We start from the raw sequence: 18,995 nt of genomic DNA, 5'->3' as shown, positions 1-18,995 counted from the left end.
CTTAGCGCCAACCGGCGGGTCTTTCCGGCTCCGTCGGTTGGCTATTCCTCTTGTTCCACTTCCGCTTCCGACCACCCGTGCAATTTCTCAGCGACCTCCTCGAACACCCTTCCTTGTTCGCCTACTTCTCGGGCGCGAACAACTACACCTGGCTCCAGTTCCGAAATGGTGACCGCCGACTGCTGGCCAAACCGTTGACGTACTTCGAAGAGCGCCTGCCTTCGTTTATTCGGGTGCATAAAACGGTGCTTATCAACCCGGTTTTTATTGCCACCGTGTTGCCGCCCCCCCGCCCGAAAATGCCGGGCCTCGTCAGAATGCAGGACGGTGCCGAACTCCCCGTGAGCCGCCGACGGTGGACTGAGGTAGGCCAACAGCTATTGAATCAGGCTGGCCATACGGCTACCCTACCCGTGGCCACGCCGGGTATTCGGGCGGTGGCCACGCTTCGTATGCTGGTGGTGATGACGGGCAACGCCTTGTTGCTCACCCGCGAACGGGTAGAGCGGTTCGGGGCCCATTGCCAGATTCAGTCGGTGGAGCTGGGTGGAGCATTAGCTACCGATTTGCTGCAACGCCCGGTCCACAAAAATCCGTCGCTTATTTTGCTCGATGCCCGCACCAACCGCGCGGATCGGAGCCTGACGTTGCGGTCGCTCAAGAGCCACCCGAAATTGCAGAACATACCCGTAATCTGGCTCGCTTCGCCCGACGATGACCCCGACCAACCGTACACGCTGGGTGCCAATTCGGTTGTCCAAATTCCTGACGATCCGAAGTTGTTTGGGCAGGCCATTGAGCAACTATGCCGGTATTGGTTGCTGGTCGCACAGCCGATGTTGGCTATTGGGTAAGCGGTTAGCGCATACCCGGCAGCACCACCGTTTCCCACCAATACGTTCGGAAAGTTTCGAAATAGGCGATCCAGTCGGGGTAACCACTCGGCTTTACCACGTACGACGCGCACCCCATATCGTAGGCTTGTTCCACATCGCTCGGGTTATCCGAATAACTCAATAAAACTACGGGGACTTTACCGTGGGTAGCCGCTTTTTGATGGATTGTTTCAAGTATAGTCCAGCCATCGTCGCGGCCGGGCAAGTACAGGTCCAGCAAGATCACTTTAAGCAATTTCCAACTACTGCTGGTGTACTGCTCCAGTTGAGCGAGGGCTTCGTCTTTTGAGCCAACCAGTACAGGTTTTACTTCGGGAAGGCACTGTCGAATGGCCTTTTCGATGATTTGGCCGTGATCGGGATCGTCTTCGATGATTAACAGCTGCGCATTCCTGAAATTGGTCCGGGGCGATGCGTCGCCGGGTAACTTTCTCATTTTTTTATGGGTTTGGGTGGAAACCAGCCATAACGCAGTGGGTAAATATGGCCAGTATGTGAACCCTAACGTACTACGAGTATACGTCGAAAAGCCCACATTGCCAACTATCCGACCTAAATCACTCTGCCTGCCCCGAAGCCCATACGACAAAAGTCCCGGCCCAAAACAGAACCGGGACTAACAAACAAAACTCTGTCAATCAATAGATTTTTCGAGACGTCGCTATCCACGTTCAGTACTGGACATTCGGACTTCAGACACTGGACGTTAGACTTACTACCATTCTGTAGGGAGGTCTAATGTCCAACATCTAATGTCCAGTACTGAGCTATCCGCGTACAAACGGCCCGGCAATAGCCAGAACCTGCTCTTTGGTGAGTGGCTCGTCGTAGGCTTCGCGAACCACGCGCTCCACAGTTTGCCCCACGTTACCCTCGCGCTGTACCAGCTTAGGGCCTACAACCGGGGGCAAATCGACCGTCCATTGCATGGTGGGGCTTTCGCCCATGTACACGGCTGCGGGAGCGCCACCGGTCTCCTGCTCCGATGTCCAGACGCGTAGCCCCCGAATCAGGCGCACCTCACCCGCGTGCCGAGCCTCTACCGAGTGAATTTTGAGCGCAGCCAGCAACACATCGCGGTTACCTTTCAGCCGGGGAGCCTGTCCTTTGTACGCCCGCACGCCCAAATCCTCAAATGCCTGTGAGAGCACCAGAAATGTCCCGTAATTACTAAACGCCGTGGGGAAACGGCCACCCGCGGTAAAATCGAACGTGGGTTTCGGAATGGCGCTCCCCCCCAGTGCCGACCGCAGAAAATCGACGTGCTGCCGCTCGTGCTCACCAATCTTGGCAAACACATTCCGGTCATTGGCCGGAATCAGCCCCGGCGTATTGAGGCCAATAGCGTAAAACTCTGCTTCGAGGTATTCGAGCAGCAGAGCAAAGTTGAGCACATCGGCCACATCGCCATCGGCGGCAAAGGCCTTATTGAGCGTAGCCGCCAGCAGACCCGTCGACCCGGCAGCGGCTACCGCTGTTGTTTTGAACAGTTTCCGACGCGATACGGTAAACTTTTCGTAAGCCTCAGCATCGCGTTGTTCTATTTCCGAAAGTATGTTGAATAAATTCATAAACGTCTTGTTGTTAAGAAGTTGGCAGTTGAGTCAGTTCACAGCCACGGAGTGCCCTCGTCCACTCAATACGTTGGCAGGTTGGCTATGCTGATTTTCTGTTTGATATACTTCTGTGCGCGGGCTACCACTTCGCCGGGGGTCAGGTGCCAGTCGCGGCCCTGCGCGTCAACCAACTCATGGCTCAACGCAAACGGTGTTTTGGGGGCGATCATGTGCCGGGCCAGGGTGGCGTGCCGAGCCTCAATAGACACCATTTTGCCGGCAATTTTGAGCACTTCCACATCGTGAATGAGCGGTCCGGTGCCGTTGAAAGCAGCCACCCCCACATTTTCAAACTGCTGTGCCGCATCGAACACACTGTTGCGATTGCTGAAATCAACACTACTAAAATCGAAGTCGAGCATTGGGATAGCCATACCGCCCAAAAACGTCTTGAAAAATTCGCGGTGGGCCACTTCATGATCGTGCAGCTCAGCCAGCACCTTGCGGTCTTCAGGCGTCACGTTCATGGCTCGTTGCAGGGCCGTGGCATAAAAGGCGGTTTCGAGTTGATCGAGCGTGTAGGCCAGATTCGAGATACCAATATCGCCCGAACCCAGGTCAACGGTTCCGTCGGGGAGCACCTCGGCCCCCAGGCGGGCCTGCCGCTTACCCGTCTGCGGATCAACGAGTGGTTCGCGGGTACAGGAAGCCAGAAAAGCAGCCGTAGAGGCCGATACCAGGCCAAGCTGACGCATAAAAAGCCGCCGTTCGACCGAGGGAATAGCCGGTACACTCGGCCCGACTGCCGGGCGCAGTAGTTGATCGTTGTTTTTCATAAAATTGGAAGTTGTTGAGCATGAAAAAGGACTGTTTATGCCAGAACCCGGCCCTATTCAAAAAGTCTATTAAGTCCGTAGAAAATATTTAAAGACAGTAATATGTAGCCGGGGCTGTAGCTATAAACCCACCGGCCCAGGCCAGAACACCCGCCATTTTCGACTGACACAACACATTAAAATTCAGTAGTTTACCGGCAAAAATAAACTACTTACGCTGCGCCAGGCATCAACCCATACAGGATACAATTCCCTATTCCTCAAAATGAGGATTCGGCCGACGAGAAGTTTTTGCGGGAATGATAGAGGAGTTAAGGGGTTGAATGGGTGAATCATTCCTCCGACCCTATGCACGAGAAAGATATTGTCAACGCCAGCCCGCCAGTGGCCCGGCTGGATACCCGGCTGGCCAACTGGATGGCCCGTCACGGCCTCACCCTGCTCCGGCTGGCGCTGGGGGTTGTCTTTTTGTGGTTCGGTGGGCAAAAGTTTTTTCCGGCCCTGAGCGAAGCCGAAACCCTCGCCATTCGCACCATCGACAAACTTAGTTTTGGGATGCTTTCGGCCGATACCAGCCGGATTATTTTGGCTATTTGGGAGTGCCTGATTGGCCTGGGCCTACTCTCAGGGCGGTTTATGCGCCTGACCCTGGGGCTATTGTTTCTACAGATGATCGGTACGTTTCTGCCACTTGCTTTTTTCCCCGACGAGACCTGGAAATACCCCTTCGTCCCGACACTTGTGGGTCAATACATCATCAAAAACGGGGTGCTGGTATCGGCGGGTATTGTGCTGGGCGCAACGGTCCGGGGCGGTAAACTCATTGCCGACCCGAACGCGGCCCGCGAAGCCGAACGCAAACAGGCCAAGGCACCATCGGCCGCGAGCCGGTAGGGTTTATAGTTTTTGACAGCCGCCAAAAACCATAAACCCTACACCTCGGCTCCGACGAGATAATGCGCCTGAATGTCGCGGGCGAGCCGCTGTAATATACTCTGAAGCTCGTCGGGCGACTCGACCGTGACGGCCGAGCCGAACGCCAGCAGCCAACGCGCCAGCCCCCACAGGTACGGTGTACAGAGATGCATTCGGACCCGGTCGCCGAGGTCTTCCTCTTCCGAAAAGCCCCAACTATGCCGTTGGTCGTTCAGAAACCGCACCACCGACTTATCGAACACCACCGTCACGTTGGTAAGGGGCATATCGGAATGCATCTGATCGAGATATTGGCGTAAGGTCATCCGGGCATGACGGGCAAACCGTTGGCCCGTATCTGTCAGCTCATGAATCCGGTCCACACGAAAGTCGCGGTAATCCTGCCGGTGTCGGCAAAAGGCAATCAGGTGCCACGCCATGCTGTAATGATAAAGGCCCACGGGCTCCACTTCGCGCCAGCTTTCGGCATCGGTATAGCCTGCCTGATAGTGCATTCGGAGTATGTGCTGCCGCCCAATGGCCTGCTGAATGGTGTTGAGCAAACCACCCGCTCGGTATTTACCCGTTACCGGCTTCTGAATAGCCACCTGCGGAGCCAGTTCATCGAGGTGTTCCTGATCCGTTTGTTTGAGCACCGATTTGATCTTGTACAGGGCCGAGTCGAAGGCCGTTTGCACCGATTCGTCGGCCCAGTTTTCAATCAGTTTGGCGGCAAATACCAACGCGCCCGCTTCGGCATTGGTAAACATGACCGGAGGCAGGTGGTAATCGGTCAGGAAGTAGCCCACCCCGGCCTCGGCCCCAATGGGCACACCGGCTTCTTCGAGCGAGCGAACATCGCGATACACAGTACGTAGGCTAATACCGAAACGGTCGGCCAGTTCCTGTGCCCGCACCACCCGCTTGGTTTGCAGGTGAATCAGAATAGCCGTCAGGCGATGGAGACGCTGCATGGAAAAAGGCGAACACAGCCCCGTCCCGGCGGGCGGGTACAGCGGGGCCGCGTTCTCGAAAAGGAATAGTCAGATACGGCAATTTACGAAATTTTGCCCACCTCCCGAAACCCGAAAGCCCTCTTTTGGGGGCATTTTTAGCCAATAGTTTCTCCTCTATCGGCCGGGTGAATAGAGGCCATTTCGTCGGGGCTGAGGCCGTAGAGAGCACCTACCAACGTCGATACTTCGGCCTCAAGCCCCTCGGTACTGTTCCCAGCTGCCCGCAAGGACAGAATCTGATCGACCAGTGCCACAACAGATGCCTGTTGCTCAGGGGTGGCAGATGGGATCGGAATCTGCGCCCAACGGTCGGGCCGGGACCGGGCGGGGCCTTTGGGGGTTACGGGGGCCGTTACACGCAGAAAATACCCCACTACTGCGCTGTTCAACACGGCCAGCAGGTACCGGTCGCCCGACCCGATGACAAATGTTTTGTCGAGTGGGTACGTGTTGGCATCCGCCAACGCAAAAACCGGGGCCGGAACCGCCGGATTAAACACGATATACGGCTGCCGAAACTGCGCGACGGCAGCATCGGTCTGGAGTTCCCACCAAAACACGCCCTGACTAACCCGCGCCTGCGCTTTAGCCGCAAACGGTTTCAGCCAGTTGTACACAGCCGGATACGTTTCGGCCAGCCAGGTTTCGGGCTCTGTTTCACCCCTTAGCTGCGTGGTCAGGCCCCGTTCCAACGCAATCAGAAACCGCGTGGGTGGGTCAACGGTGTACCCTCGAATAGTGCGCGGCAACACAACGGGTTTCAGCACTTCGGCCGAGCGGGGGTCTTCGGCCACCAGCCGATTGTGGATTTTAGCGTCGACAACAAAGGCTTCGTCCAGACCCGTTTTGATACCACTCCCCAGCCGCCCGGCCACGTAATTGGTAAGCGGTTGCCCGGCCTGCCGAATGCGCGTCAGCAGATTTTGCCCGGTAGGGTCCGACAGAAGCCACCCGTCGTCGGGCAGCGAATCGGTCGGGATCACAAACGAGCGAGTATCACTTTCAGACGTGTGAGGTGGCAAGGCCCTCCGTTGAGCCACCCGGAAACTACCGACAGCAGGGGCTTTGCGCAGGTGCAGTACACAAACCGGCCCCTCTCCGGCCGGGTCGTCGCCCAGATCGGTCACCTGCTCAATGGCCACACCTGTTTTCAACCAATGTCGCAGATTGGCGCCGTGCGGGCTGCGCATCCAATCGGTGGGCAGCACACAGGCCAACTGCCCGCCCGGCCGCAGCAGGTTCAGCCCCTGCTCCACAAACAACCCATAGGCTCCAATACCCAGCGTGTAGGTATTCGGAAACGATTTACTCAGCACGGCCCGGCGGCCTGAAGGCTCATCGGGACCGGTGATTGGCGGACGACTCAGCACCGCATCGAAGCCGACAAATACCCCGGCCTCATCGAGCACTTCGGGAAACATAAAGCGCCATTCCACCGCCTGCTCGTAAGGTCGTTGTTTGTCGGCCAACGCTTTTTTCCGGGCAACCAATTGGTCATCCAGTGTTTGCAGCCGGTTGTCGTTTTCTACAAAATCGAAGGTGAGGGCAAGTTGCGCCCGCCGGGTTTCGAGTTCGCGAATCTCGGCATAGTCTTTCCGGTCGATCAGGGCCAACTGCGGCAGGAGAGCCTCAAAATCGGCCATTCGGGCTTGTAACTGGGCTTTTTCTGCTTCCTCCCTACATGGCGGGTACGCCAGTCGGTCGGCCCGATACTGCCGAAACGCCCCCGCAAATTTCTCGCGCAGGCTTACATTACGCACCGCATCGGGCCGAAACCCAAGGCCCAGCTGGCCTATAAGTGCATGGCCAACCTTGAGATTAGCGTCCAGATTTGGCAAGTTCGGCAGCAACCAGCCCGCTTTCCCGCCGGTGGCGTAATAAGTGCTTTTGAGTAATTCGAGCCCCAACCGTAGGCGGGCCATGCTCACCGCCAGCGGGTCGGAATCCACGCCAACGAGACAGTTCTGAATCAACACCAGCTTTTCGGCAAACAGGGTTTCCTGCACCCGCTGCTTTTCGGAGGCTGCCGGTGTCCGTCGGCGCCCGGCCGACGCGCGCTCCACGGGTTGGCCCGCACCCAACCGGCTTTGGGCAGTTGTTGGTTGATAGGCAAACACCTCACCATCGGCAGTCCAGACCACCAGATCATCCTGCTCCACCGATACCGTGTAGCCACTCAGCAATCGGCCGGCCGGGTCGGTCAGAATCCCCAACTCGGCTTTAATCGCGATCAACTCGTGCAGAGCCGACACCAGCAAATGCCCACCGCCCACGGCCGGATCTACCACGCGCAGGCTGTTTATGAGGGCATTGGCTTCGCCCGGTTCTACGGTCTGAAGCTGAGTGCGCAGGTCGGTCAGGTCGGAGCACGACAAGCCAAACCGCTCGTTGAACCGTTGCACCACCAGCCGCCGGATGGGTTCGCGCACGGCCTCAACAGCCACCCAACCGGGCGTGTACGCGGCTCCCGTACGGGCATTACTCAACAGGTCGAGCACCAGCCCAAGGGCCGTATGGCTCAGCGGGGGCTTGTTGTCGATCTGAATGGTAGCCGCGCCTTCGGTAGCAAAGTCGTAGCTATCCAGCAGAGCCAGCAAGTACGTCAGCGTGGGCAGCTCGCCCGTTTGCTGGTCGCCCGATGGGGTTTTCAGGATTGTTTGGTCAAACAGCGGCAAGGCGAGCCGGTCGTTCAGCGCACTCACCCGAAGCACCCGCTGTTCGAGCGGAGTGGGTTCAAACAACGCACTGTTCAGGTAAGGAACAGTCGCATCGGACCCGTACCGGCTCATCACCCCCGCCGACCGCTCTGAGACAGGCACGGCTATTACATCGAAAAACAGCTCGCCCAGCTCGGCAAAGGTGCGTAGCTGACGGGGCGTCAGAAATACCCCCTCGCGGTTGTAGCCCTGATAGGTTTGCAACTGTCCTTCGAGCCGTTTCAGAAACAAGACCCGGCCGAGCCAGGTAAACAGCAGTTCGAGGGCCACGCGGGTTTCCTGCCCTTCGGGGTCGGGGCCGTAGAGGAGAGGGTCGGGCAGATGGGCCAAAGCACCGGTGGTTCGCAGACACGCCACTATGTTTTCGAGCCAGGAGCCCGGTTGTCGGTCGGGTTCAGGCAGGCGTTCGAGCCGGGGTATGCCGCCCGATACGGTCCGCTGCAGGCCCAGCACATGCAGCAGTTCATCGACAAACAGCTTGTTGATCCCGTCGCCATTGTCGGTGGGGGGCAACTGGAGCAGGTGTTCGGGCGAAAACAACTTGTAGACCGGAATCAGCGGGAGCCAGTCGGCGGGATTATCGGTGCGGGCCGCGTTTTCGAGTTCGCGCAGGTTAAGCCACGTAACAGGCACCTCATCGTCCATGTCGCGCAGAATCCGGGCCGCTTCGCTGAAGAAAAAAGCGTTGTCTTTCTGTTGTTGCCTCTTCACCTGATACAGCTTTCGCAGGCGAGGGTTCTGGTAAAAAAACCGCCGGAAATCGGCTTCGGCAAAGAAAAACCAGTTGTACACATCGGTAATGACCAATCGCGTAAATGGGCGGTCGGGCCGACGTTCGGCTTCTTCGAAATAATACAGAATAAGCTCGTGGAGCGACTTGACGTTGTTTTTCAACATGGTCATCATCTCTCCGGCAAACACTTTCTTGGCCGCAATAAGCACACCGGGCGAGGCTTCGGGGCCTGTATAAATCACCAGATCGTTCTGATCACGGCTAGCCACCGCCAGCCCCGAATCGGCATCGTAAAATGTACTGTTCAGAAACTCGGTGATTATTTTCCGCTGGTACACCTCCGACTCCCCCTCGTCGAGCCGGGCCAATAGCCGCAACAGGGCCTGTCGGAACCGGTCGAAATGTTGGTGGGGAATGGATTGTTTGGCGTACGCTTTATCCAGTGCCTGAGCCGGCTTACGGGGTTGGAGCCTCATGGAACAAAGTTACACACGGATTGGATGAGATGTTAACGGCCCTCGGATGGGTTGCGAGGAAGCCATTGAATAGCACGCAGATGACGCGAATAGGCCAGATCAGCGCAGATAAGTGCCGTGACAGGTAGGTACACGGATTGAACGGATGATGTAAACCTGCAGCGTTCCCCTCAGGCAAACCAAATTCGTGTATATCCGCTAAATCTGTGTTATCCGCGTGCAAACATCCATTCTGCCGAATTCATGTCACCCGCGTGGTATTCATTTCAATCACCTCGTGCGGTGGTCATCCACAATACCCTGCATCATCCAGTTTGCCAGTGCCTGCCGGTTCGACGGAATCAGGAACCGACGTTGGTCAAGCTTATTCTGGATGTTGCCCAACTCGATAAAGACCGTAGGCGGATGGCTATTTTTAACCACATACAGCGTGTTCCGGGCCGATACGTTACCTGAGTAGGGTCGGTCGGGCTGGTAGCGTTTGTAATTGGCCCGAAAGCGTCGGTGAATGTGCCGGGCCAGCCGCACCCCCGATTTACTTTGGCTGTGATGGTAAAAAAACACGTCGATTTTCTCGCCCACGCTCCGGCTGTCGACGTGAATGGTAATAAACCGCTGAAACCGCCCTTTGTGTCGGGCATAGAGCCGATTCACGGCCGAGGTGGTCTGATCGAGCCGGGCATTCTGATCGAGCGGGATACGCTGACGCGGGTAAGCCACCTCGTCGCGGTCAATTTTGAGGATAGCCTCATTCCGAATCCCATCGTTTGGGTCGTGCACAATCATGTACACCGTAGCTCCCTGTTGTTTCAGCAGGTCGGCCAGGCGGATGGTCACATCGTAGGCATACTCATCTTCGGGTAGCAGGTGCTTACCGTAACGGCCAATGGCACCGGGGTCGGGGCCACCATGCCCCGAGGCCAGGTAATACACCGCTCCGCTTAACGGTTTACGGCTCGCTGCCGACTGCTTCTTAGCCAGTTTCTTCGGGTTCTTCCCCCGGCGTTTATCAGGCTGTTCGGCTGCGGATTCAGGTCGCTTGCGGGGGGCAGCCGCCGATTCAGGAGAACGGTTTACGCCGGTCAGAAAGCCGGGCGGACTCAGGGCCGAGAGCACGCAAACGAGGGCAAGAAGGAGTGTCTGCAAATTGATGATTTGTTGTGAAACGAAGCGGAGGCACTGATAATCAGAACAAAAGCCCTCCAAACGAAGCCGCAAAAATACGGCTTCCGGCTCCGGGGCGCAAGCCGATAACTAATCCTTCGTTTAGTCCCGAACCAACGGCACACCCGGCAGGGCATCAAAAACATGAGTCATCCCGAATTTTAGGTTAGGGGGAGGTTCCTTACTCGAACGCCCCGTTAGGGGCCCAATATGGGTAGCAAAGACGTCTCCTCGGAACACCAGAGCCCCGAAGGGGCGTAACTTTTTTAAGGTTACGCCCCTTCGGGGCTCTGGTGTTCGGTCTATTTTTCGGGTTAGCTACCAACATTAGGCCCCTAACGGGGCAACCAAGGAGGAACTTGGGTTAAAATCAGCAAGAACTCGAAAATTCGGGATGACTCATGTTGGTTTATTATCCGAACGACCCCTTACGCCAGGGTAGCGTCGACCGAGATGCTGGTGTTGAACAGCTTCGAGATGGGGCAGTTTTTCTCGGCATGGGCCACTAGTTCATCGAACTTCGCCTGGTCGAGGTTGGGGACACTCGCCTTGAGCGTCAGCTTCGAGCTGCTGATACCGCCATCTTCGAGCGTAATATCGCAACGCACGTCGAGGGTATCGGCAGCAAAACCCGCCTGTTGGATATTAAAGGCCAGTTGCATGGCAAAGCAACCAGCGTGGGCAGCTGCTACCAGCTCTTCGGGGTTGGTACCGATACCATCTTCAAACCGGGTGTTAAACGAGTACTGCGTCTGGTTCAGTACCGTGCTGGCGGTAGTCAGCGTGCCTTTACCATCTTTGCCAGTGCCGGCCCAGTGTGCCGATGCGTTGCGGGTAATTTTCATGATGTGCGACTTAAGTTGGTTTATGTTTCAATTTGATGACTCAAAAGTAGACAGGCCTTCTGCCTTTATTTTTCACATAGGTTAAAAAGCGATAGCCTGACGTATACGCTGCGACGTCTGACCTATAACTCGCTACTTTAGGCTTTGTTTTGGCCCGTTATCACTGAACTCCTCTCTATGTCTCCGTCTCAGCAAACGATACTCCATCACCATTTACACCAATTTGCCCAGCTTACCGAGACCGACCTGTACCTGGCCGATCCGCTCTGGCAGAGCCGGATTATTCCCCGACAGGGCTTATTTACGTTTAGCCATTCGGTTTGCCGACACGTTGGCTTTGTGCTCAACGGCATATTCCGGGTGTATTACATCGACCCCAAAACGGAGCAAGAGCATAACCTGTATTTCGTGGCCGAACACACGTTTCTGACCTCCCTCAAAAGCCTGTTGACCCAAACCACCTGCCCGTACCTGATCGAAGCCCTCGAAGATACTGAGCTGCTGGTCATTGAACACGACCGGCTCCGCGAGCTCTACACCCAATCGCACGGCTGGGAACGGTTTGGGCGGTTACTGGCCGAGCATTATTTTCTGCTTAACCAAACCCGGTCGGAGAGTTTGCTAACCCAATCGGCCGAGGAGCGTTACGTGGACCTTTTAACCCGGCAACCCGATATTCTGAACCGGGTTTCGCTCGGACATATTGCCTCTTATCTGGGCATTAAAGGGCCATCGCTGAGCCGCATCAGGGCGCAGGTAGCGCACCGATAAGGGGTAGCCCCCTCCCCGGCACTCCTGTGTGCCGTGCATTAAATTTTTACGGCAAATTTCGTTTTCAATAATCTGTCATTTACTTTTCGGGTACGTACACGTTACCTACTTAACTACTCTTTTGCCGAATTTTATATGGCTCACCCTACTTTCCACCTTTTTTTCGTCCAACGAGTTAACCTAACCTCTGTCAACGATCCTGTCGGCACTACCGCCAACCGACCTGGCTATCAGGCTCCTGTGCAGGTCGTTTTACTGGCGGCTAATCAACCAGCAAACCTTTTTCCCGGATCTTGTTTCGGGTACGTACCCCAACCGGCAAGCCTGCGTATCATTTACAGCTGAAAACCGGGCTCTGGCCGGGCAGTATCCCACCCCTATCCGGCTGCTTTAGTGTCTATTCCTAAGTTCCCAACGTACACTCATCTAATTCGATCAACCTGATTCGCTTCCATCAAGATGCCTCAACACACACACAACCCAACCGAACCCAACGCCGTTGCGCAACAGCCCTCCCGCCGAACCTTTATGGGACAGGCATTGGCTGGTACAGCGGCCCTCACCCTCGGCGGTATATTGCCCGGTTTTAGCCCGAAAAGTTACGCCCGGATTCAGGGTGCCAACGACCGCATTCAGGTGGGCATGATGGGTGTAAACAGCCGGGGGCTGGCCCTGGCGAGCAACTTTGCCCTGCAACCCAACTGTCAGGTTCGTTCGGTTTCTGACGTAGACACGCGCGCGGCCGACAAATGTATTGCCGCCGTTGAGAAGCTGGCCGGGGCCAAACCGCAGGTCGTACCCGATTTCCGGAAAGCCCTGGAAGACAAAGACCTCGATGCCCTGATTGTGGCCGCACCCGATCACTGGCACGCACCGGCCGCCCTGCTGGCCTCTAAGGCGGGCAAACACGTGTACCTCGAAAAACCCTGTTCGCACAACCCCCACGAAGGCGAACTGCTGGTGGCCGCCCAGAAAAAATACAAAAACGTGATTCAGATGGGCAATCAGCGCCGGTCGTGGCCCAACGTAGCGGCCGGGGTAATGGCCGTCCGCGACGGCATCATCGGGCGGCCGTACTTTGCCAAAGGCTGGTACACCAACAACCGGCCTTCCATCGGAACGGGGAAAGCATCGGCCGCTCCGTCGTGGCTCAACTACGACCTGTGGCAGGGGCCCGCGCCCCGGCAAGCCTTTAAAGACAATATTCTGCACTACAACTGGCACTGGTTCTGGAACTGGGGCACGGGCGAATCCCTCAACAACGGCACGCACATGCTCGACCTGATGCGCTGGGGCCTGAACGTCGACTACCCCACCCGCGTGACCTCAACAGGAGGCCGCTACCGGTATCAGGACGATTGGGAGACGCCCGATACGCAGGTCATCAGCCTTGAATTTGCCAACAACACCGGCATGACCTGGGAGGGCCGCAGTTGTAACGGGCGTACGGTCGAAGGCAGCAGCGTAGGGGTCATTTTTTACGGCGACAAAGGGGCTCTGCAAATCGACGGGGGCAATGCGTACAAGGTGTACGACCTCGATAATAACCTCGTAAAAGAGGTTAAAAACGACCTGGCCATCAACGCCCGCGACCGCATGAACCCCTCGCAAGCCCTCGATGCCCTGCATATTCAAAATTTTTTCGACGCCATTCGGAAGGGCGCGGCTCTCAACTCCGACATTCTGAGCGGGCATCAGAGCACCCTGCTTTGTCAGTTGGGCAACATCGCTCTGCGGTCAGGCAGTACGCTCGATGTTGACCCCGCTACCGGACGTATCAAAAATAACAAGGCCGCCGAGCGATTCTGGAAACGCGAGTATCAACGCGGCTGGGAACCAACGGTGTAAATACGTTAAGTAGGTTTGGGTTTCGGGTTTAATGTTTCACACAATTTGTTATCTGATAACGAGTAGCCAAACCAAATAACAAACCCTAAACTACTTTAAACCAAACCCTTACAAGTGGACAGTCAAGCATTTACTCAGTACTGGACATTATATGTTGGATAGTAGACGTTAGACCTCCCTCTATAAAGGTAATAAGTCTAACGCCCAGTGTCTGAAGTCCGAATGTCCAGTACTGAAAAGCGTTTAAGGAGCGAAACTGGCCTTACCAAAACCCGGAGCGCCGGCCGCTAAAAACCATTAACCAGCATTAAGCATGAAAAATAAGCCAGAGGTTGTTGAAGTCAGCTCCCTCAGCGAACGCGATACGTTGGTATCGATTCTGCTGATTGGGGTGCTGTTCTTCGTATTCGGGTTCGTAACCTGGGTCAACGCCATTCTGATACCCTACTTCAAAATCGCCTGCGAGCTGACCAACTTCAGTTCGTATCTGGTCACGTTTGCCTTCTACATTTCGTACTTCATCATGTCGGTGCCGTCGTCGTACCTGCTCAAGCGGGTCGGCTTCAAAAAAGGCATGATGCTGGGATTCTGGGTGATGGCACTGGGGGCCTTCATTTTTGTACCGGCCGCCCTCGCCCGTTCGTATCCGACGTTTCTGCTCGGCTTGTTTACCATCGGTGTCGGGCTGGCCATTTTGCAAACAGCGGCTAACCCGTACATCACCGTTCTGGGGCCTAAAGAGCGGGCGGCTCAACGCATCAGTATCATGGGCATCTGCAACAAGGGCGCGGGTATTCTGGCTCCGTTACTGTTTGCGGCCGTGATTCTGCGCGCTACGGACACCGACCTGTTCAGCCAACTCGCCACCATGCCTGCCACCGAAAAAGCAGCCGCCCTCGACGAGCTGGTGCGCCGGGTTATTGTTCCCTACTCGGTCATCGGCACCGTACTGATTGGGCTGGGGATTCTGGTACGGATATCGCCCCTGCCCGAAATCAACACCGAGCACGAAACAGCCGATGTAGCCGCGGCCAACGTCGACAAAACCTCAATTTTTCAGTTTCCGCACCTGATTTTAGGGGCCCTGGCCATTTTTCTGCACGTGGGTACACAGGTTATCGCCATCGACACCATTATCGGGTACGCGGGCTCTATGGGTATTCCCCTGCTCGACGCCAAAGTGCTGCCTTCGTACACCCTGTTTGCTACCATTTGCGGCTACATCATCGGTATCGCCCTCATCCCGAAAGTTATCAGTCAGGTAAACATGTTCCGAATCTGCACGGTGCTGGGGATGGTGTTTACATTACTGATTCTGTTCAGCCGGGGCAACCTCGCGGTGCTGGGCCTGCAAGCCGACTTGTCGGTCTGGTTTGTGGTCTTGCTGGGCCTTGCCAACTCGCTCGTCTGGGCCAGTATCTGGCCGTTGGCACTCGACGGACTGGGTCGGTTTACCAAAGTGGGGGCCGCCCTGCTCATCATGGGCCTTAGCGGCAATGCCCTGCTGCCCTTGGTGTATGGCCTGCTGGCCGATCAATACGGCCTGCGCGAAGCTTACTGGGTTCTATTTCCCTGTTATCTGTATCTGGCGTACTACGCCTTCCGGGGGCATCGGTTGCGCCGGTGGGGCCTGCCGGTCACCACTAAATCGCTCGTTCATGAACAACAGGGAAGCGGCTATGCAACGCCTTAAACTAACCAATGGGCAGGTGGTAACGGCCCAACGCATCATCCCGAACGGAACGGTGCTGGTCACAGGCGGGCAGATTACCGAGGTTTGCGAAGGCCCGCTCGATGTGCCCGACGCGGTTGAAATCGACGTAGCCGGGGCATACATCGCACCGGGCTTTATCGACATTCACGTACACGGGGGCGGGGGGCACGACTTTATGGATGGCACCGAAACGGCGTTTCTGCGCATTGCCGAGCTACACGCCCGGCATGGCACCACTGCCCTGGTACCCACTACGCTCACCAGTACGCAGGACCAGCTACTGCACACGCTCGATTGCTACGAACGAGCCCACAGCCAGAACACGCAAGGGGCCGAGTTTCTGGGGATGCACCTGGAGGGGCCGTACTTTGCCCTGAATCAGCGTGGCGCTCAGGACCCGCGCTACATTCGCGACCCCGACCCGGCCGAGTACCGGGCTGTGCTGGGCTATAGCAATGCCGTAACCCGCTGGAGTGCCGCCCCCGAACGCAAGGGGGCGCTGGCGTTTGGCCGGTATCTGCTCGACAACGGCGTGATAGCCGCTATTGCCCATACCGATGCCGTGTACGACGAAGTGGTAGCCGCCGTAGCGAATGGCTACAGCCTGGCTACGCACCTCTACAGCGCCATGTCGACAGTGACACGGCGGCATGGGTTCCGGTTTGCGGGAGTGGTTGAAAGCGCGTACCTGATCGATGAGCTGGACGTAGAGCTGATTGCCGACGGGGCTCACCTGCCGGGGCCACTACTCAAGCTGGCGTATAAAATCAAAGGCCCCGACCGCACCGCCCTCATTACCGACGCCATGCGGGCAGCTGGTATGCCGCCGGGGCCGAGCATACTGGGCAACCGGGACAATGGCCTGCCCGTGATTGTGGAGGATGGTGTCGCCAAAATGCCCAATCGACAGGCGTTTGCGGGGAGTGTGGCTACGGCCGACAGGTTGCTGCAGACCATCCGAACCCAAACCGATATTCCGTTGCTCGATGCCGTGCAGATGCTCACCAGCACCCCCGCCCGCATTATGGGCGTGGACCACCGAAAAGGCACCCTTACAGCCGGAAAAGACGCAGATCTGGTGGTGTTCGACGACGATTGCCGGGTAGCCCTTACCGTGGTCGGTGGCCGAATTGTGTATCAACGCGAACCCGAAACCGTACTCTAGCAGAAACCTCCTCTCTAACGCAAACCAAACACGAGATAACCCGAAAACGATATGCCCACACAAACCCATACCGACCGACTGGCCCTGCGCCTGCACGCCAACCGCGCTCAGTTGGGCCAACAGGCCGCTTTGGCCGTTGCCGAGCAGATGCGCGCCCTACTTGCCCAACAGGATAGTATTGCCATGATTTTTGCCGCAGCTCCTTCGCAGCAGGAGTTTCTGGAAAACCTCCGCGACCAACCCGACATCGACTGGGGCCGGGTGCGGGCGTTTCACATGGATGAATACGTAGGCCTCCCCGCCGATGCTCCCCAGGGGTTTGGCAACTTCCTCCGCGAACGCCTGTTCGACCGGGTGCCTTTTGGAGAGGTGTATTACCTGAACGGCAACGCCCCCGACATAGAAGCCGAATGCAACCGCTACGCTATTTTGCTCACTCAGTTCCCCGTCGATATTGTGTGTATGGGCATTGGCGAAAACTGCCATATCGCGTTCAATGACCCTCACGTGGCCCTGTTCGACGACCCGGTGCTGGTGAAGGTGGTTGACCTCGACACGGCCTGCCGACAGCAGCAGGTAAACGACGGCTGTTTTGCCCGTTTCGACGATGTACCGACACACGCCCTCACGCTCACCGTACCCGCCCTGACGCAGGCTCCGCACGTGTTTTGCATGGTGCCGGGGCGCAACAAGGCACAGGCCATTGCGCATACCTTACAATCAGACATTACCGAACTGTACCCATCGACCATTCTGCGCCGACACGAAGACGCTACCCTGTTTATGGATGCCGATAGCGCTTCGCTCCTGCCCGTACTCGATGAACACTCGGCCCAAGACTCTGTAGCATGACTTTATTCTGGCCTACCCTCAGCGCCACCGTCGCGCTTGCCGCCACCATGTTGATCCCAACTCCCGCTTCGCAACCGGGGCCGGCCGCTCCACCGGTTCGGCTGGTTGTGCTCGACCCCGGCCACTTTCATGCCGCGCTGGTACAAAAATCAATGTACCCCACGGTGAGCCCTCAGGTATCGGTGTTTGCACCCGCCGGGCCCGACTTGCAGGCCTACGAAGACCGTATCCGGCAGTACAACAGCCGCGCCGATAACCCGACCCATTGGAAACCTGTTGTGTACACCGGCTCCGACTACCTGAACCGGCTCCTGACCGACAAGCCGGGCAATGTAGTGGTGCTGTCGGGGAATAACCGACGCAAAAACGGCTACATTCCGCAGCTCGTGGGGGCGGGTATGAACGTGTTGTCCGACAAACCCATGGCGATCGACAAGGCTGATTTTGACCGGCTCAAAGCCGCATTTGCCACGGCCGAGCGCAAAAAGGTACTCCTATACGACATCATGACCGAGCGGTACGAGATTACCAACGCGCTGCAACGCGCACTGGCTGGGGTACCCGCCGTGTTTGGGCAACTGGAGCGCGGCACCCCCGACAACCCGGCCGTGATCAAAGAAAGCGTGCACCATTTTTTCAAATACGTATCGGGCCAACCGCTGGTGCGCCCGGCCTGGTTTTTCGATGTCAGTCAGCAGGGCGAAGGACTGGTTGATGTGACCACCCACCTCGTCGACCTGATTCAGTGGTCGTGTTTCCCGGATGTGAAGCTCAACTACCAGACCGATGTAGCCATGCACAGCGCCCGGCGCTGGCCCACCACCCTCACCCCGGCCCAGTTTAAACAGGTGACCCGGCAATCTACGTACCCGGATTACCTTCAGAACAGTCGGCGCGATAGCCTGCTCGACGTGTACGCCAACGGCGAAATGGTGTACCGGCTCAAAGGAGTAACGGCCAAAGTAGCCGTTCGCTGGAACTTTGAACCACCCGCTGGTACCGGTGATCTTCACTACTCGCTCATGCGGGGTAGCCGGGCCCACCTGATTATCGAACAAGGAGCCACCCAGCAGTACAAGCCTGTTTTGTACGTAAAACCAGTGGCGGGGCAAACCACCGACTCGTTTGAGAAAGCACTCCAAACCGCTCTGGCAACGCTTCAGACAACGTACCCCGGCCTGACGCTCATCCGGCAGGGCGACAAATGGCAGATTGGGATTCCCGAACGCTACGAGGTGGGGCACGAAGCCCATTTCAAACAGGTAGCCGACGCGTACTTCCGGTATCTGAGCGCCAGAAAGCTCCCCGCCTGGGAAGTACCCAACATGCTGGCAAAATACTACACCACCACGCAGGCGCTACAAATGGCCTCCAGGTAACAAACGCCCTCCTTTTGTGATGCCAGCCGGGTAGCCTATCTTGCAGTCGGGGGGGGGGGGGGCGAACACGGGGGGGGGTTTGGGGAACCCCCCCCCCCCACGCGGGGGGGGT

Annotated in this window: 15 protein-coding genes; 8 read left to right on the top strand and 7 right to left on the bottom strand. The window is 57.0% G+C overall.

Features of this window, described 5'->3' with window-relative positions:
* Positions 1–77: 77 nt before the first annotated feature.
* The gene (locus tag F5984_RS18485) at positions 78–854 is read left to right on the top strand and encodes a response regulator transcription factor (protein ID WP_152125711.1); all 777 of its coding nucleotides are present in this window, start codon (positions 78–80) and stop codon (positions 852–854) included.
* Between the two features lie 4 nt (positions 855–858).
* On the opposite strand, the gene F5984_RS18480 is transcribed toward F5984_RS18485, so the two are convergent.
* The 3 genes from F5984_RS18480 to F5984_RS18470 form a co-directional block, all read right to left on the bottom strand.
* Positions 859–1,332 carry a response regulator gene (locus F5984_RS18480; RefSeq protein WP_152125710.1) on the bottom strand — a complete coding sequence of 158 codons (474 nt, stop codon included), beginning with the start codon at positions 1,330–1,332 and terminating at the stop codon, positions 859–861.
* A gap of 331 nt (positions 1,333–1,663) precedes the next feature.
* Complete coding sequence (locus F5984_RS18475) at positions 1,664–2,467, bottom strand: ferritin-like domain-containing protein (RefSeq protein ID WP_152125709.1); 804 nt, start codon at positions 2,465–2,467, stop codon at positions 1,664–1,666.
* Between the two features lie 65 nt (positions 2,468–2,532).
* Positions 2,533–3,288 (bottom strand): ferritin-like domain-containing protein, encoded by a 756-nt coding sequence (locus F5984_RS18470; RefSeq protein ID WP_152125708.1) that lies wholly within the window; start codon positions 3,286–3,288, stop codon positions 2,533–2,535.
* A 348-nt stretch (positions 3,289–3,636) separates the two neighbouring features.
* Here F5984_RS18470 and F5984_RS18465 point away from each other — a divergent pair, with 348 nt between their 5' ends.
* Positions 3,637–4,182: a DoxX family membrane protein gene (locus tag F5984_RS18465; protein ID WP_152125707.1), complete on the top strand. Its 546-nt coding sequence runs from the start codon at positions 3,637–3,639 to the stop codon at positions 4,180–4,182.
* Positions 4,183–4,220: 38 nt separating this feature from the next.
* On the opposite strand, the gene F5984_RS18460 is transcribed toward F5984_RS18465, so the two are convergent.
* From F5984_RS18460 to F5984_RS18445, 4 genes are all read right to left on the bottom strand, one after another.
* Positions 4,221–5,177, bottom strand: a complete 957-nt coding sequence (locus tag F5984_RS18460; protein WP_152125706.1) for a helix-turn-helix transcriptional regulator — start codon at positions 5,175–5,177, stop codon at positions 4,221–4,223.
* Between the two features lie 137 nt (positions 5,178–5,314).
* The gene (locus tag F5984_RS18455) at positions 5,315–9,145 is read right to left on the bottom strand and encodes a DUF7149 domain-containing protein (protein ID WP_152125705.1); all 3,831 of its coding nucleotides are present in this window, start codon (positions 9,143–9,145) and stop codon (positions 5,315–5,317) included.
* A 270-nt stretch (positions 9,146–9,415) separates the two neighbouring features.
* Entirely contained in the window at positions 9,416–10,291 is an 876-nt protein-coding gene (locus F5984_RS18450) for an N-acetylmuramoyl-L-alanine amidase family protein (protein ID WP_152125704.1), read from the bottom strand.
* A 446-nt stretch (positions 10,292–10,737) separates the two neighbouring features.
* Entirely contained in the window at positions 10,738–11,154 is a 417-nt protein-coding gene (locus F5984_RS18445) for an OsmC family protein (RefSeq protein WP_152125703.1), read from the bottom strand.
* A 177-nt stretch (positions 11,155–11,331) separates the two neighbouring features.
* On the opposite strand from F5984_RS18445, the gene F5984_RS18440 reads away from it, so the two are divergent.
* From F5984_RS18440 to F5984_RS18415, 6 genes are all read left to right on the top strand, one after another.
* A complete protein-coding gene (locus F5984_RS18440; protein WP_152125702.1) occupies positions 11,332–11,925 on the top strand; it encodes a Crp/Fnr family transcriptional regulator in 594 nt (197 codons plus the stop codon).
* A gap of 528 nt (positions 11,926–12,453) precedes the next feature.
* Positions 12,454–13,773 carry a Gfo/Idh/MocA family protein gene (locus tag F5984_RS18435; protein ID WP_185155570.1) on the top strand — a complete coding sequence of 440 codons (1,320 nt, stop codon included), beginning with the start codon at positions 12,454–12,456 and terminating at the stop codon, positions 13,771–13,773.
* A 313-nt stretch (positions 13,774–14,086) separates the two neighbouring features.
* Positions 14,087–15,466: a sugar MFS transporter gene (locus F5984_RS18430; RefSeq protein ID WP_152125700.1), complete on the top strand. Its 1,380-nt coding sequence runs from the start codon at positions 14,087–14,089 to the stop codon at positions 15,464–15,466.
* Positions 15,453–16,652, top strand: a complete 1,200-nt coding sequence (gene nagA, locus F5984_RS18425) for an N-acetylglucosamine-6-phosphate deacetylase (RefSeq protein ID WP_152125802.1) — start codon at positions 15,453–15,455, stop codon at positions 16,650–16,652. The genes F5984_RS18430 and nagA overlap by 14 nt, the downstream gene beginning before the upstream one ends.
* Before the next feature lie 51 nt (positions 16,653–16,703).
* A complete protein-coding gene (locus F5984_RS18420) occupies positions 16,704–17,504 on the top strand; it encodes a glucosamine-6-phosphate deaminase (RefSeq protein ID WP_152125699.1) in 801 nt (266 codons plus the stop codon).
* The gene (locus F5984_RS18415) at positions 17,501–18,883 is read left to right on the top strand and encodes a putative oxidoreductase C-terminal domain-containing protein (RefSeq protein ID WP_152125698.1); all 1,383 of its coding nucleotides are present in this window, start codon (positions 17,501–17,503) and stop codon (positions 18,881–18,883) included. The genes F5984_RS18420 and F5984_RS18415 overlap by 4 nt, the downstream gene beginning before the upstream one ends.
* The last annotated feature ends 112 nt before the right edge of the window (positions 18,884–18,995 follow it).

The organism is Rudanella paleaurantiibacter (assembly GCF_009184635.1).
In the GTDB taxonomy this organism is placed as follows: domain Bacteria; phylum Bacteroidota; class Bacteroidia; order Cytophagales; family Spirosomataceae; genus Rudanella; species Rudanella paleaurantiibacter.
The sequence above is the reverse complement of the archived record's forward strand: the minus strand, read 5'-3'. Positions and strand labels throughout refer to the sequence as shown.

Bases quoted from the DNA above. Each gene is read 5' to 3' on its own strand.
- F5984_RS18480 (WP_152125710.1), bottom strand. From the start codon at position 1,332: ATGAGAAAGTTACCCGGCGACGCATCGCCCCGGACCAATTTCAGGAAT.
- F5984_RS18475 (WP_152125709.1), bottom strand. From the start codon at position 2,467: ATGAATTTATTCAACATACTTTCGGAAATAGAACAACGCGATGCTGAG.
- F5984_RS18470 (WP_152125708.1), bottom strand. From the start codon at position 3,288: ATGAAAAACAACGATCAACTACTGCGCCCGGCAGTCGGGCCGAGTGTA.
- F5984_RS18465 (WP_152125707.1), top strand. From the start codon at position 3,637: ATGCACGAGAAAGATATTGTCAACGCCAGCCCGCCAGTGGCCCGGCTG.
- F5984_RS18460 (WP_152125706.1), bottom strand. From the start codon at position 5,177: ATGCAGCGTCTCCATCGCCTGACGGCTATTCTGATTCACCTGCAAACC.
- F5984_RS18455 (WP_152125705.1), bottom strand. From the start codon at position 9,145: ATGAGGCTCCAACCCCGTAAGCCGGCTCAGGCACTGGATAAAGCGTAC.
- F5984_RS18445 (WP_152125703.1), bottom strand. From the start codon at position 11,154: ATGAAAATTACCCGCAACGCATCGGCACACTGGGCCGGCACTGGCAAA.
- F5984_RS18440 (WP_152125702.1), top strand. From the start codon at position 11,332: ATGTCTCCGTCTCAGCAAACGATACTCCATCACCATTTACACCAATTT.
- F5984_RS18435 (WP_185155570.1), top strand. From the start codon at position 12,454: ATGGGACAGGCATTGGCTGGTACAGCGGCCCTCACCCTCGGCGGTATA.
- F5984_RS18430 (WP_152125700.1), top strand. From the start codon at position 14,087: ATGAAAAATAAGCCAGAGGTTGTTGAAGTCAGCTCCCTCAGCGAACGC.
- nagA (WP_152125802.1), top strand. From the start codon at position 15,453: ATGCAACGCCTTAAACTAACCAATGGGCAGGTGGTAACGGCCCAACGC.
- F5984_RS18420 (WP_152125699.1), top strand. From the start codon at position 16,704: ATGCCCACACAAACCCATACCGACCGACTGGCCCTGCGCCTGCACGCC.
- F5984_RS18415 (WP_152125698.1), top strand. From the start codon at position 17,501: ATGACTTTATTCTGGCCTACCCTCAGCGCCACCGTCGCGCTTGCCGCC.